9 protein-coding genes are annotated in these 15,271 nt (G+C 67.7%); 6 read left to right on the top strand and 3 right to left on the bottom strand.

The features are described 5' to 3' along the window. Positions 1-130: 130 nt before the first annotated feature. Positions 131-811: an HAD hydrolase-like protein gene (locus tag AAHM44_RS20840; RefSeq protein ID WP_342251187.1), complete on the bottom strand. Its 681-nt coding sequence runs from the start codon at positions 809-811 to the stop codon at positions 131-133. 74 nt (positions 812-885) lie between these two features. On the opposite strand from AAHM44_RS20840, the gene glmU reads away from it, so the two are divergent. The 4 genes from glmU to glmS are packed head-to-tail and all read left to right on the top strand — an operon-like array spanning position 886 to position 4,854. Further along, positions 886-2,244, top strand: coding sequence for a bifunctional UDP-N-acetylglucosamine diphosphorylase/glucosamine-1-phosphate N-acetyltransferase GlmU (gene glmU / locus AAHM44_RS20835; RefSeq protein ID WP_269574544.1), 1,359 nt, complete (start codon positions 886-888; stop codon positions 2,242-2,244). Then, positions 2,244-2,651 carry a hypothetical protein gene (locus AAHM44_RS20830; RefSeq protein WP_342251186.1) on the top strand — a complete coding sequence of 136 codons (408 nt, stop codon included), beginning with the start codon at positions 2,244-2,246 and terminating at the stop codon, positions 2,649-2,651. The genes glmU and AAHM44_RS20830 overlap by 1 nt, the downstream gene beginning before the upstream one ends. Positions 2,652-2,695: 44 nt before the next feature. Then, positions 2,696-3,007 carry a hypothetical protein gene (locus tag AAHM44_RS20825; RefSeq protein WP_342251185.1) on the top strand — a complete coding sequence of 104 codons (312 nt, stop codon included), beginning with the start codon at positions 2,696-2,698 and terminating at the stop codon, positions 3,005-3,007. A gap of 23 nt (positions 3,008-3,030) precedes the next feature. After that, the gene (gene glmS, locus AAHM44_RS20820; protein WP_342251184.1) at positions 3,031-4,854 is read left to right on the top strand and encodes a glutamine--fructose-6-phosphate transaminase (isomerizing); all 1,824 of its coding nucleotides are present in this window, start codon (positions 3,031-3,033) and stop codon (positions 4,852-4,854) included. On the opposite strand, the gene AAHM44_RS20815 is transcribed toward glmS, so the two are convergent. Further along, the gene (locus AAHM44_RS20815) at positions 4,841-5,338 is read right to left on the bottom strand and encodes a GNAT family N-acetyltransferase (protein ID WP_342251183.1); all 498 of its coding nucleotides are present in this window, start codon (positions 5,336-5,338) and stop codon (positions 4,841-4,843) included. The genes glmS and AAHM44_RS20815 overlap by 14 nt on opposite strands. 145 nt (positions 5,339-5,483) lie before the next feature. Between AAHM44_RS20815 and AAHM44_RS20810 the strand changes: the two genes are divergently transcribed. Continuing rightward, positions 5,484-5,771: a DUF6916 family protein gene (locus AAHM44_RS20810; RefSeq protein ID WP_269574549.1), complete on the top strand. Its 288-nt coding sequence runs from the start codon at positions 5,484-5,486 to the stop codon at positions 5,769-5,771. A 74-nt stretch (positions 5,772-5,845) separates the two neighbouring features. Here AAHM44_RS20810 and AAHM44_RS20805 read toward each other — a convergent pair whose 3' ends face one another. After that, positions 5,846-6,487, bottom strand: coding sequence for a phage tail protein (locus AAHM44_RS20805; RefSeq protein WP_269574550.1), 642 nt, complete (start codon positions 6,485-6,487; stop codon positions 5,846-5,848). A gap of 508 nt (positions 6,488-6,995) precedes the next feature. On the opposite strand from AAHM44_RS20805, the gene AAHM44_RS20800 reads away from it, so the two are divergent. Beyond that, on the top strand, positions 6,996-15,125 hold the full coding sequence (locus AAHM44_RS20800) for an IPT/TIG domain-containing protein (RefSeq protein WP_342251182.1): 8,130 nt from the start codon (positions 6,996-6,998) through the stop codon (positions 15,123-15,125). Positions 15,126-15,271 lie beyond the last annotated feature (146 nt).

The following is a 15,271-nucleotide window of genomic DNA, read 5'->3' as shown; positions in this document are numbered from 1 at the left end:
CCCCCCCCCCCCGCCCCCCGGGCCCCGCCCAGCGAGACGGCATCGGTAAAAAGAAAAGGCCGGGCATCGAGCCCGACCTTTTCTAACCCACCCCTAGCCCCTCCCTTGCAGGGAGGGGAATTGTGCACGCCTAATTCTGTTGTCCCAGCCGCTCCAGCGCCGGCACCAGCTCGGCGAAGGAATCGATCACCGCGTCGGCGCCCAGCTCCTCGATCGGCTGGGTCAGGAAGCCGAAGCTTACCGCCACGCTCGGCACCCCGGCATTCTTCGCCGCCAGCGTGTCGAAGATCGTGTCGCCGACGAACGCCGCGCGCCCGCCGCCGCAGCGCCGGATCATCTCCTCGATCGGCAGGGCGGAGGGCTTGGCGTTGCCCTTGCCCATCGTGTCGCCGCCGATGATCGTCTCGAAGCGGGCGCTCAGCCCCAGCTCGTCGATCAGCTTCACCGCCAGATATTCGAACTTGTTGGTGACGATCGCCACCTTCGCGCCGCGCGCCGCCAGCAGGTCCAGCGCCTCGATCATGCCCGGGAAGGGACGCGAATGCTCGGAGACATGGTCGCGGTACCATTCGAGCAGCGCCGGATAGAGCCGCGCCATCAGCGCCTCGTCATAGCCGCCCGAGGCCTCCAGCGCCTGCTCCAGCATATGCTTGGCGCCGCGCCCGACCATGGTCATCACCGCAGCCTTGTCGAGCAGCGGCCGCCCGGCCAGATCGAGGGCGTGGTTGGTCGCGCCCACCAGGTCGGTGCTGCTGTCGATCAGGGTGCCGTCCAGGTCGAAACCGACGATGTCGAAGGGGAAATCAGCCATGGCGGTGCTGCCTGCCAGCAGCCCTATGGAATTGGCAAGGCTAACGTGGCAGGGGACGGGTAAATGGAGGGAAAATGACCGCACCGATCGCAGCAATCATCCTGGCGGCCGGCAAGGGCACGCGGATGAAGTCCGATACCCACAAGGTCCTCCATCCCATCGCCGGCCGGCCGATGCTGCTCCACCTGATCGACAGCGTGAAGGCGCTGGGTGCCGAGCGCGAGGTCGTGGTGGTCGGCGCGGGCAAGGAGCAGGTCGAGGCGGCGGTGCACCCCCTCGGTGTCGAGACCGCCGAGCAGGCCGAGCAGCTCGGCACCGGCCATGCCGTGCGCATGGCGGAGGCGGCGCTGGCCGGTTTCCAGGGCGATGTCCTGATCCTCTATGGCGACGTGCCGCTGGTCACGACCGGAACGATGCGCCGGATGATTGACGCGCTTCACGGCGAGGGCGATCCGAGCGTGGTGGTGCTCGGCTTCCGCCCGGCCGATCCCGGCGCCTATGGCCGGGTGATCGTCGGCCCTGACGGCCGGCTCGACAAGATCGTCGAGTTCAAGGACGCGACGCCCGAGGAGCGTGCGGTAACCCTCTGCAATTCCGGCCTGATGGCTGTGCGCTCGGCGGACCTGTTCCGCTTGCTCGCGCAGCTCAAGAACGACAATGCCGCCGGCGAATATTACCTGACCGACCTCGTCGAGCTCGCCCGTGCCGAGGGCCGCTTCTCGGTCGGCATCGAGACCGATGCGATCGAGGTTGCGGGGGTCAACAGCCGCGGCGAGCTCGCCGGGCTCGAGCAGGAATGGCAGCAGCGCCGCCGCGCCCGCGCGATGGTCGAGGGCGCCACCCTGGTCGCGCCCGAGACGGTGTGGTTCGCCTATGACACGGTGATCGGCCGCGACGTGACGATCGAGCCCAACGTGGTGTTCGGTCCCGGCGTGAGCGTGGCCGACCGGGTGGTCATCCATGCCTTCAGCCACCTCGAAGGCGCCGAGATCCTGTCCGGTGCCGATATCGGCCCCTATGCCCGGCTGCGCCCCGGCGCGCGGATCGAGCAGGGTGCCAAGGTGGGCAATTTCGTCGAGATCAAGAAGGCCGTGATCGGCCCCGGCGCCAAGGCCAACCACCTCAGCTATATCGGCGATGCCACCGTCGGGGCGGGGGCGAATATCGGCGCGGGCACGATCACCTGCAATTATGACGGATTTTTAAAGTACCGGACAGTCATAGGAAACGGCGCTTTTGTAGGAAGCAACAGCGCGCTCGTGGCGCCCGTCACCATCGGTGATGGCGCGATCGTCGCCGCCGGATCGGTGGTGACCCGCGATGTCGAGAGCGACGCCTTGGGGATCGTGCGGGCCGAGCAGCAGGTGAAGCCGGGCTGGGCGCGCAAGTTCCGCGAGAAGATGAAGGCTCTTAAGGAAGCGGGGAAGAAATGATGCGTATGCGCAGCCAGGTCGCGATGCTCTCCCTGGTGCTCGCCACTCCGGCGATCGCCCAGACGGCCGTGCCGCTCACGCCGGCCCAGACGATCGAGGCGGTCGCCGCCTCGAAGACCGGTGAGGTCGAGGGCGCGTTCGAGTTCGTGGTCGCTTCGTCCGGCGCGGGCGGGTTCAGCGCCTATCTCAACTCCGCCGCCAATTACCGCGACCCCGGCAACCTCACCATCGAGCTGCACACCGGCGCGCGCAACGGGCTCAAGGAGAAGCTCGGCGGACACGCCGAAGACGTCCTTGTCGGCAAGCGCGTGCGCGTGAAGGGCATCGCCCGCCGCGTGCCGGTCGGCTCGCATTTCCAGACCCGCATCTCCGTCGAGACGGCGGACCAGATCGAAATCCTCGGCTGATCTCCAGCTGCCTGCACTTGCCTGATGAGGAAACCCGCAACGCCATGACCGACCGCTACGCCGGCAAACCCTTTCTTCGGCTGCTCGACAGCTATGTCCTTGATTCGATCGGCCATCTCGATGCCGAGCAGGATGCGAAGCTGACGGCGATGGAGCCCCGGTTCCGCGAGGTCTTCGGCGAGGCCGGCGACTGGCGGGCGATCGTGGTTGCCCGGATGCAGTTCCCCGATGGCATTGCGGGTGCGATCCGCCAGGTCTGGGACAAGGGGCGGGACCGGTTCGTCGCGGCCAATGGCCGGGAGCCCGATCCGGTCGAGTTCACCCAGGTCTTTGTCGATACCAAATTCCCGCATTGATGCGGTCTGAAGGATGAATTGAGATGTGCGGAATCGTTGGAATCGTCGGCCGGGAAGACGTTGCGGAGCGGTTGTACGACGGCCTCAAGCGGCTGGAATATCGCGGCTATGACTCGGCCGGCATCGCCACCGATGTCGATGGCCGGATCGAGCGCCGCCGCGCCTCGGGCAAGCTGGTCAATCTCGGCAAGGAGCTGGCGGAGAACCCGCTGCCCGGCACCACCGGCATCGCGCATACCCGCTGGGCTACCCATGGCGGTCCCACCACCAACAACGCCCATCCGCACGCCACCGGCGAAGTCGCTTTGGTCCACAACGGCATCATCGAGAACTTCAAGGCGCTGCGGGACGAGCTGATCGCCCGCGGCCGCAAGTTCGAGAGCGAGACCGATACCGAAGTCGTCGCCCATCTGGTCAGCGAGAAGATCGAGGCCGGCATGGCCCCGGCCGAGGCCGTCGCCGAGGTGCTGCCGCGCCTGCATGGCGCCTTCGCGCTCGCCATCCTGTTCCGCCAGCATCCGGATCTGCTGGTCGGTGCCCGCCTCGGCTCGCCGCTGGTCGTCGGCTATGGCGAGGGCGAGACCTATCTCGGCTCGGACGCGCTGGCCCTGGCGCCGCTCACCCAGCGCATCGCCTATCTCGAGGAAGGCGACTGGGTCGTCATCACTCGCGACGGCGCCCAGATCTTCGACAAGGACAACAACCCCGTCGAGCGCCCGGTCACCATCTCCGGCGTCACCGGCGATCTCGTCTCCAAGGGCAACCACCGGCATTACATGCTCAAGGAGATCTACGAGCAGCCGATCGTCGTCGCCCAGACGCTGCGCGCCTATCTGCAGCGCATGGACGACCAGGTCACGCTGCCGATCCCGGACTTCGATCTGTCGGCGATCAAGCGCGTCACCATCGTTGCCTGCGGCACCAGCTTCTATGCCGGCATGGTCGCCAAATACTGGTTCGAGCAGTTCGCCCGCGTGCCGGTCGATCTCGATGTCGCCTCCGAGTTCCGCTACCGCGCGCCGGTGATGGAAGAGGGCGGGCTGATGATCGTCATCAGCCAGTCGGGCGAGACCGCCGATACGCTCGCCGCGCTCCGCCATGCCCGCAGCGAAGGCCAGAAGATCGCCGCGGTGGTCAACGTCCCCACCAGCTCGATGGCGCGCGAGGCCGACTTGCTGCTGCCGACGCATGCCGGGCCGGAGATCGGCGTCGCCTCGACCAAGGCGTTCACCTGCCAGCTCGCGGTACTCGCCGCGCTCGCCGCCAATCTCGCCAAGGCCAAGGGCAAGCTGTCCGACGCCGAGGAGAAGGCGATCGTCAAGCATCTCGCCGAGGCGCCGGCCGCGCTCAACGGCGCGCTGGCCTATGACGAGGCGATCCAGGCGATGGCCGGCGTGGTCGCCGCTGCCCGCGACGTGCTCTATCTCGGCCGCGGCACCGATTATCCGCTGGCGCTCGAGGGTGCGCTCAAGCTCAAGGAAATCAGCTACATCCACGCCGAGGGCTATGCCGCCGGCGAGATGAAGCACGGGCCGATCGCGCTGATCGACGATGCCGTGCCGGTGATCGTGATCGCCCCTTCGGGCCCGCTGTTCGAGAAGACGGTCAGCAACATGCAGGAGGTTCAGGCGCGTGGCGGCAAGGTGATCCTGATCTCGGATTATGACGGCATCGAAGCGGCGGGCGAGGGCACGGTGGCGACGATCACCATGCCCAAGGTCCACCCGCTGATCGCGCCTCTGGTCTATGCGGTGCCGGTGCAGCTGCTCGCCTATCATGTCGCGGTGGCCAAGGGCACCGACGTCGATCAGCCGCGCAACCTGGCGAAGTCGGTCACGGTCGAATAGGCCGCCAGAGCATCGAGAGATGGGTGCCGGCCACGTCGCCGGCATCCTCGAACCCCAGCCGTCGGTAGAGCGCCTCCGCGCGCGGGTTGTTATAGGCGACGCTCAGGCGCAGTCGGTCTGCGTTCGCGTCCCGTGCAGCCTGTTGCAGCCAGCCTACCAGCGTCGTGCCGAGCCCCCTGGCCTGTGCCCCGGGCGCGAGCAGGATGTCGATCAGCACCCATTCCGGCCCGCTCCTGTCGAAATAGAAGCGGCCGATCGGAGCATCGCCGCGCGTCACCAGCCGGAAGTCTCCCTTGCGGTGGGCCTTCACGAAATGCGCGTGCTGGAGCGCGAATTGTTCGTCGAGGAACGCGCGTTTCTGGTCGGGAGCCCAGGGCGCGAACAGCAGCTCCGCGATGCGCGCCTGAGCGTGAAGATCGGCAAGCTCGGGCAGGTTGCCGACATCGGCTGCGGGCAGCGCGATCCCCTGTGCCGGCAACTCCATGGGCAAGGGCGGGAGGGCCCGTGCCGCGGGGAAGGGAGGTAGCTTATTCCGCGTCATTTTGCCCCGAAACGGCGTGGACCGTCTTCCCGTGTTGCGTCCGTACCGGCAGGATAGCTTTGATTATGCAGGAGGGGAAAGCGACGACATGGAACTTAAGCCGGAAGATTTCGAACCCTGGGTTGGGCGCAAGGTCCGCGTTTCGACCCTGCCCGAGCCGGTGGAGATCACGCTTGCCCAGATCTTTCGGCGCAGTCCCTTGCGGGGCATCGACGTGCGTGCGCCCTTCTCGCTGTTCTTCGAAGCGCCGATGGACGTCTATCTGATCGATGCCACCTATGAGCTCGATTGCGGCAGGGGCGGCCCGCATGCGATCCTGATCACCCAGCTCCAGCCGCTGCCCGACCGGCGAATCTACGAAGCGGTCTTCTCCTGATCCAGGACGGCTGAAACGAAACCGGCTCCGCCGCAGGGTGCGACGGAGCCGGTTCTGTTTGGTCGTCGTGCCGATCAGTTGCGCGACGGGAACACGCCCGACAGCGAGATGTTGGTCTGCACCGCGACATAGGGGTTCATGATCGAGAAGGGGATGTTGCTGCCGGTGATGCCGACCTGCACCGAACCCTGCGGCGTGAAGTTGCCGCCGGTGATGTTGACGCCGCCCAGGTTCACCGAAGTGCCGGTGGTGCCCGAGGGGACGTAGATCTTCACGGCCTGGGTGCCGGCATTGGCGCAGTTCGCGAGCAGCGAGCCGGCTGCCGGCGTGTTGACCTGCTGGCCGCCCGTGACGTCGCTGATCGCCGAGATCGAGCCGGTGGCGGAGGTCTGGCCGGCGATGCCGGTGAAGGTGGCGACGTGATTGTGCGCCGGCATGTTGGCGATCGTCAGCGTCTCGGTCTCGGTGCCGGAAACCTGGCCCCACACATAGGTCTGGCCGCTGGCGGTGCTCTGGCCAAGGCCGACAAAGCCGCGTCCCGCTGCGTTCGGCAGGGCGAAGGTGCTCACGCCATTGCCGCCGAAGGTCGTGCCGAGCAGCGCGAACAGCGCATTGTTCTGCGAGATGCCGAGGATCTGGCCATTGCACGAGGCCCAGCCGCGCGGCGCGAAGTTGAAGCCGACCTGCATGATCTGGCCCATAAACGGTTCAGACATTGTCCTACCCCCCAAGTTAGCGATGGCCAGCGCGCCGGAATGCCGCGCCGGTTCCTAAGGCGGGGTTTTTAGATACGCGATCGCAAGGGCAGACAAGCGGCTATTACTTCAATTCCGTTCTATCTCGCCTCGGTGGGGAAGAGTGGGCTGACGAAAAGTCGTAATTTGCAAAATTCAAGGTGCCATTTGGGAGCTATCGGCGTGAATAATCCTCCAGATGCGCTTCAAGTCATTTTGGTGGAAAAGTAACTAGTTCCTTAATTCGGAACTAATTCCTGATTTTAGTGACTTTTGTTCAACGTTCGCGCGATATATACAGCGCGCTCGTCCGTCATGGGCGTTGGGGGTAGGTTTGCACATGTCGTGGGGCTTGGGGAAGGCGCGTTCCGCCTGTGGTCGGATCGTTGCGGGGATCTCTGGTAAGCAGCGAATCGGGGGGCGCAAGACGCCGACCCCGGCCAATCATCCTTCGGCCCTCGGGCGACTACGCACCCGCGTCGGCGGGGCGGTGGCTGCCGCACTTCTCTTCGTCGCGCCTAATACCGCCTGGGCGCTTTCTAGTGCCTGCACCGCGATCAACAGCGGCCAATATGTGAACAACGGGCGCGCGGGCGGCCAGAATCCGACGGCAATGTCCGGAACCTACGGGTTCATCGCGCCGAACGGTAATGACGAGAACATCACCACCAGCGCGAATCTGGTCGATACCTTCGCGCCCGGTGAGATCATCAGCTGGAGCTATACGAAGACCACCAACGTATACCTCCACATCTATCTTACCGACTCGAACTACAATCTGATCACCGGGACCAATTCCTATGATCGGACCGCGGCTTCGGGCAGCGGCTCCTTCACGATCGTCAACTCGGGCGATATCGTCGGTGTGCGCCTCGATGCCGGTTCCTTTGGCGGCGGCCCGAACATCAGCGGCCCGACCAACGGCACTGCCAGCGTCACGATCAGCTGCTCGGCGCCCACGCCGGTGCTCGGCGTCTCGATGACCCATAGCGGCAACGCTTCGCAGGGTGGCTCGCTGGCCTACACGATCACTCCGTCGACGACGACTGCCCCGACCAGCACCGCGACGCTGACCGCCGCGTTCACGCTCCCCACCGGCATGACCTACAGCAGCGCGACCGGTACCGGCTGGAGCTGCAGCGGCTCGGGCCAGACCGGCTCGTGCACGCGCACCACTTCGATCGGCACGGGCAATGGCCCGACGATTACGCTGAACACCAGTTTCGCGAGCAACGCCACGACTCCGCTTGTGCCACAGGTGCAGCTGTCGGGCGGCGGCGCTTCGAACTCACCGACGGCTACCGATTCCACTGTGGTCAACCAGACGCCGACCGTCACGTCGGTGTCGCCGACCGCAGGCCCGACTGGCGGCGGTACCTCGGTGACCATCACCGGCACCAATTTCTCGGGGACCACCGGCGCGGCCGGCGTCAAGTTCGGCGCGGCCAATGCGACGGGCTACACCGTCAACAGCAGCACGCAGATCACCGCGACGGCGCCCGCGAACAGCGCCGGCACCTATGACATCACCGTCACCAATGCCGGCCTCACCAGCGCGACGTCGGGGGCGGACCAGTACACCTATGTCACCGCACCGACGGTCACGTCTGTCAGCCCGACGGCGGGTCCGACGGCCGGCGGCACGACGGTGACGATCACCGGCACCGGCTTCGCGGCGGCGAACCCGACGGGCGCGGTCAAGTTCGGCGCGACCACCGCGACCTATACGATCAACAGCAACACGCAGATCACCGCGACCTCGCCGGCGAACAGCGCGGGCACGTACGACATCACGGTTGCCACGCCCGGCGGTACCAGCGCGACCAGCGCGGCGGACCAGTTCACCTATATCCCGGCGCCGACGATCACTTCGATCTCGCCGACCGCGGGCCCGACGGGTGGCGGCACCTCGGTGACGATCACCGGCACCAACTTCACCGGCGTGACGGCAGTCACCTTTGGCGGGACCGCCGCGACCGGCTTCACCTTCGTCAACGCGACCACGATCACCGCGACTTCGCCCGCGGGAAGCGCAGGCACGGTGGACATCCGCGTCACCACCTCTGGCGGGACCAGCGCGACGAGCGCGTCGGACCAGTTCACCTATATCGCGGCACCGACGGTGACCTCGGTCTCGCCGATCGCCGGCCCGACCGGCGGCGGCCAGACGGTGACGATCACGGGTACGGGCTTCGCGGCGGCGCCGGGCACGGGTGCGGTCAAGTTTGGCGTGACCAACGCGACGTACACGATCAACAGCAACACGCAGATCACCGCGACCTCGCCGGCCAATGCGGCGGGCACCTATGACGTGACCGTCGCCACGCCTGGTGGTACCAGCGCGACCAGCGCGGCGGACCAGTACACCTATGTCTCGGCGCCGACGGTCACGTCGGTCTCGCCGACAGCGGGCCCGACCAGCGGCGGCACGACGGTGACGATCACCGGCACCGGTTTCGCGGCGGCGCCGGGCACGGGTGCGGTCAAGTTCGGCGCGACCACCGCGACCTACACGATCAACAGCAGCACCCAGATCACCGCGACCTCGCCGGCGAGCGCCGCGGGCACGTACGACATCACGGTCGCGACGCCCGGCGGCACCAGCGCGACGAGCGCGGCGGACCAGTACACCTATATCGCCCCGCCGGTGGCCAGCTCGTACACAGCCGCGGCGGTCGCCTATGATATCAGCAACACGACCTTCAGCGTCGCCAGCCATGCGACCAACAGCCCGACCAACTATGCGGTCGGCTCGGCGACCACGGCGCAGGGCGGATCGGTCTCGGTCGATTCCTCGGGCACGGTCACCTACACCACGCCGAGCGGCTTCCGCGGTAATGACAGCTTCACCTTCACCGCGACCAACCTGGGCGGCACGTCCGCCCCGGCGACGGTCACCGTGCCGGTGAACAACCCGACCTTGCTCTTCACCTTCCCGGTGGGCAGCGGCACGCGCGGCGTCGCGCTCTCGAACGTGCGAATCGACACCACCGGCGGCCGTGCGCCCTATACCTGCGGGACCACGCTCAACACGGGCTCGCTGCCCGCGGGCACGCAGCTCAACGCCGATTGCACGATCACCGGCACGCCGGCGGCGAGCGGCACCTTCACCTTCACGGCCACCGTGACCGACAGCTCGCTCGGCACCGGCCCCTACACCATGTCGACCGGTCCGATGGTGCTGACCATCGGCGCGCCGACGATCAGCATCTCGCCTGCCTCCGGCGCGCTGCCGGGTGCCACCGTCGGCACCAGCTATTCGCAGAGCTTCACTGCGAGCGGTGGCACCGCCGGCTACACCTATGCGCGCACGCTGGGCATGCTGCCGACGGGCGTGACCCTCTCGGGCGGCACGCTGTCGGGCACCCCGACCACGACCGGCACCTTCAACTTCGACATCACCGCGACCGACGGCTCGACTGCCGGCAGCGGCGGCCCGTACACCCGGACCCAGTCGTACAGCGTCACCGTTTCCCAGGGCGCCCAGACGATCAGCTTCGGCACGCTGTCCAACGCTTCGCTCGATGATTCGCCGCTGACCCTGTCGGCCACCGCATCCTCGGGTCTGACGGTCAGCTTCGCCTCGACCACGACCAGCGTCTGCACCGTCTCGGGCACCACGCTGACCCTGCACCAGACCGGTACCTGCTCGGTCACCGCCAGCCAGGGTGGCGACGGCAACTGGACCGCCGCGCCCGACGTCTCGCGCAGCTTCACCGTCACCCCGGCGAACCTGACGATCAACGCCAGCGCCGCTACCGGCCTCCAGGTCGGCGCCAGCTACAACCAGGCCAACACCGCCTCGGGCGGCGTCGCGCCCTATACCTACACGCTCAGCGCCGGCGCCTTCGTGCCGGGCACCACCCTCAACGGAGGGACCGGCGTCGTCTCGGGCTCGCCGACCGTCGCGGGCTCCTTCAGCTACATCATCCGGGCGACCGACGCCCAGGGGCCCGCCGACACCGCCGATACCCCCGTCACCACCGTCAACATTGCCAAGGGCAACCAGACGATCAGCTTCAATCCCTCGACCGCGCCGAGCGCGTCGGTGGGTGGTGCTGCATATAATGTGACCGCCTCGGCGACCTCGGGGCTGACGCCGATCCTTTCGATCGACGCCAGCGCCACCGCGATCTGCACGATCTCGGGCGGCTCGGTGACCTTCCAGGCGACCGGCACCTGCCTGATCAACGCCAACCAGGCGGGCGACTCCAACTGGAACGCCGCGCCCCAGGCCCAGCAGAGCGTCACCGTCGGTGCGGCGGGCGCGATCGGCGTGACGGTCAACTTCTCGACCAGCACGCTCGGCGTCGGCCAGACCGGCACCGCGACGATCACCTTCACCAATCCCAATGCCTCGGCATCGCCCAACATCGCGCCGCTGTTCAGCGGTTCGGCGCTGGTCAGCCGTGGCGCGCTGGGCGGCAGCTGCGGCGCCAGCGGTTCGGACAGCGGTGCGAACTTCCAGTTCAATGGCTTCAGCATCCCTTCGGGCAGCTGCACCGTCACGATCAGCTATACCGGCACCACCGCCGGTTCGTCGGCGGGCTTCTCGCTCGGCGCCTTCACCCCGAGCGGTTATCCGACCACGTCGGCGGCCGGCAGCAGCGCCTTCGCCGTCGTGCCGACCGTGACCGGCGTCTCGCCGAACACGGGCCCGGTCAGCCAGGTGGTGACGATCTCGGGCACCGGCTTCAGCACGACCCCGGGCAACAACACGGTCACCTTCGGCTCGGCCGGCAACGGCAACGTCACGGCGGCGAGCGCTACCTCGCTCACCGTCACCGCCCCGGCGGCCGGTTCGGGTGCGAAGGCCGTGACGGTCTCGGTCAACGGCCAGACCAGCACGACCTCGGCAACCTTCACCTTCATCGACAAGCCGATCGCGGCGGACAAGCCGGGCGTTTCGGTGCCGTACAACAGTGCCGGCACCGCCATCGACCTGTCGAGCTCGATCACCGGCGGCCCGCACAGCAGCATCGCCATCGGCACCGTTGCCCAGCATGGCACGACGACGATCTCGGGCGATGTGGTGACCTACACCCCGACCGCCGGTTATTTCGGCGCTGACTTCTTCACCTACACCGCGACCGGTGCCGGCGGCACTTCGAACGTTGCGCGGGTGGACATCACCGTGGCGACGCCGGCCGCTCCGGTCACAACCGACAAGAGCGGCGTCGCGATCCCGTACAACGGCACGGGCACGGGGATCGACCTCAGCACTTCGATCAGCGGCGTGCATTCGTCCATCGCGATCGGCACGCCGCCGCAGCATGGCTCGGTGAGCATAGCGGGCGATGTCGTCACCTACACGCCGACCACCAACTATTATGGCGGCGACAGCTTCACCTTCACGGCGACCGGCCCGGGCGGCACTTCCGCTCCGGCGCAGGTGACCGTGACGGTGGCCAACCCGCCGGCACCGGTGGCGAACGACAAGAACGGCGTGACAGTGCCCTATGCGAGCACCGGCACGGCAATCGACCTGTCGACGTCGATCACCGGTGTCCATTCGGGCATCGCTGTCGGCACGGTACCCGCGCACGGCACGGTGACCGTCGCCGGTGACGTCGCTACCTACACCCCGAACGCCACGCATTACGGCGCGGACAGCTTCACCTATACGGTGACCGGCCCGGGCGGCACTTCGGCGCCGGCAACGGTGAACATCACGGTGGGCCTGCCGCCCGCGCCGGTCTCTACCGACAAGAGCGGTGTGGCGGTGCCCTATGCGAGCACCGGCACTGCGATTGATCTCAGCGCCTCGATCACGGGCGTGCATTCGGGCATCGCAGTCGGCACGGCACCCGCGCATGGCAGTGTGACCGTTGCCGGTGACGTTGCCACCTACACCCCGAGCGCCACCTATTATGGCGCGGACAGCTTCACCTATGTGGCGAACGGCCCGGGTGGTGCGTCGAACGTCTCGACCGTAACCCTGACGGTGGCGACGCCGGCGGCTCCGACGGCGGCGGACAAGACCGGCGTGGCGGTACCCTATGCGAGCACGGGCACGGCGATCGATCTCAGCGCCTCGATCACGGGCGTGCATTCGGCGATCGCGATCGGCACGGCACCGGCGCACGGCACGGTGACGATCGCGGGCGATGTGGTGACCTACACCCCGGCCGCGACCTATTACGGTGCGGACAGCTTCACCTTCACGGCAACCGGCCCCGGCGGCACTTCGGCGCCGGCGACGGTAAGCATCACGGTGGGCCTGCCGCCGGCACCGGTCGCAGCCGACAAGCCGGGCGTGGCGGTGCCCTATGCGAGCACGGGCACGGCGATCGATCTCAGCGCCTCGATCACCGGCGTGCATTCGGCGATCGCGATCGGCACGGCGCCGACGCACGGCACGGTGGTGATCGCCGGCGATGTGGTGACCTACACCCCGGCCGCGACCTATTATGGCGCGGACAGCTTCACCTTCACGGCGACCGGCCCCGGCGGCACTTCGGCGCCGGCGACGGTGAGCATCACGGTGGCGACGCCGCCGGCCCCGGTGGCGGCGAACAAGACCGGCGTGGCGGTGGGCTATAACAGCGCAGGTACCGCGATCGATCTCGCGCCCTCGATCACTGGCGTGCATGCCAGCATCACGATCAGCACGGCGCCGACCCACGGCACCGCGACGGTCAGCGGGGATGTCGTGACCTATGTTCCGACCACCGGCTATTACGGTGCGGACAGCTTCGCCTACACCGCGACCGGTCCGGGCGGCACTTCGGCCGCGGCGACGGTGGGCCTGACGGTCGCCACCCCGCCGCCGCCGAGCGCGGCGCCGGGCACCGGCACGGTGCCGGGCAGCACCACCACGGCGGGCACCAGTGTCCAGATCAACCTCTCGTCGCTGGTCACCGGCGTCTATGACTCGATCCAGATCGCCAGCCAGCCGGCGCACGGCACGGTTACGCTGAGCGGCGGGGCAGGGCCCAGCCTGACGCCGACCGCGGTGGCACCGGTCTCGCCCTATGTCGCGACCTATACCCCGGCAGCCAATTATGCCGGCACCGACAGCTTCACCTTCACCGCGACCGGCCCTGGCGGCACCTCGTCGCCGGGCACGGTGACGATCACCGTGGTCGGCCAGGTGCCGATCGCGACGCCCAAGACCGCGACGGCGGGCGACGGCCAGATGGTGTCGGTGATGCTCACCGACGGGGCCACGCGCGGGCCGATCACCGGCGCGACCGTGGTCAGCATCTCGCCGGCCAATTCGGCAACCACCACGATCGTGGCGGCGGGCAACGGCACCTATCGTCTGGATGTGACGCCGAACAACCGCTTCGGCGGGCAGATCGTGGTCAACTATACGCTGAGCAACATCTTCGGTGCCTCGGCGCCGTCGACCGTGACGCTCACCGTCCAGGCCCGCCCCGATCCGCGCAACGATCCGGATATCGCGGCGATCAGCGATGCCCAGGCCGAGACGGCACGCCGCTTCGCCCGGGCACAGGTGTCCAACTTCATGCGGCGCACCGAGCAGCTCCATAACGGGGGCGGCGCGACCGGCCTCGCCATGGGCGTGACGCTCGGCTCGCGCGACGGGACGATGGCGTTGCAGCGGCCCGACGACAAGAACTGGGGCCTCGCCATCACCGACCGGATGCGCGTCTCGGGCGAGGATCCGGCGATCGGCCAGTTCGCCAACAACCCGCAGTCGCCGCTCTCGCGGGCCGACCAGCTCGGCTATGGCCGCACGGTCGCGACCACGGGCGGGGTCGGCGGCACGGCAGGGCCGGCCAAGGCGGCCTCGGGTGTCGATGAGGACGGCAAGCGCCGGAACGGGTCGGTCGCGACCTGGGCGGGCGGTGCCATCGACATCGGCACGCGCGACAAGCGCACCGATCGCAGCAAGATCACCGCCACCACCGCGGGCCTCAGCGCCGGCGCCGACATCAAGCTGTCCGACGATATCCTCGTCGGCCTGGGTGGCGGCTATGGCAATGACCTGAGCCGGATCGGCACGGCGGCGCAGGTGCGCGGCACCAGCACCATCTATGCCGCCTATGCCAGCATTCAGCCGGCAAGCGGGACATTCATCGACGGCATGGTCGGCCGCGGCCAGCTCGACTTCACCACCCGGCGCCTTGCCGCGGCGGTGAACGCGACGGCGCGCGGCAGCCGGGATGGCAGCTACACGGTCGCCGCGATCTCGCTCGGCATCGACCGGGCGGGCGGCCCGCTGCAATGGTCGCTCTATGGCCGCGCCGAGTATCTCGATGCGGACCTGGACGCCTATGCGGAGAGCGGTGCCGGGCGCTACAACCTGCGCTTCGATGCGCGCCAGGTGCGCTCGGTCACCGGCACGCTGGGCGGGCGCCTCGAATATCGCCAGAAGGTGAGCTTCGGTTCGATCACCCCGCGCATCCGCGCCGAGTGGAACCACGAGTTCGCCGATGTCGATGCCCAGTGGCTCGACTATGCCGATATCCCGGGTGCTGCGCTCTATGATCTGGCGGGCAATGGCTGGAAGCGCGAGCAGCTCCAGCTGAGCATCGGCACGCGCTTCGACATCCTGAGCAGCGGCTGGTCGTTCGACTTCGAGACCGGCCTGCGCGCCGGTCAGGGCGAACGTGCCGGCACCCTGCAGATCCGGCTGTCCAAGCGCTGGTAACGGGAACGACCTCCGGGGCGGCTCACGCCGTCCCGGAGCGTTCTTCCGATGTAGGAAAGATAGGAGCGGTCTCGCGCAGCAATGTTGCGAGGCAGGCCGCTGAAAACCGTTCTTGGCCTGTACTTCGTGTACTTTGGGAGGTCTTG

The organism is Sphingomonas sp. OTU376, from assembly GCF_038440415.1.
GTDB classification, from domain to species: Bacteria; Pseudomonadota; Alphaproteobacteria; order Sphingomonadales; family Sphingomonadaceae; genus Sphingomonas; species Sphingomonas kyeonggiensis_A.
The sequence above is the reverse complement of the archived record's forward strand: the minus strand, read 5'-3'. Positions and strand labels throughout refer to the sequence as shown.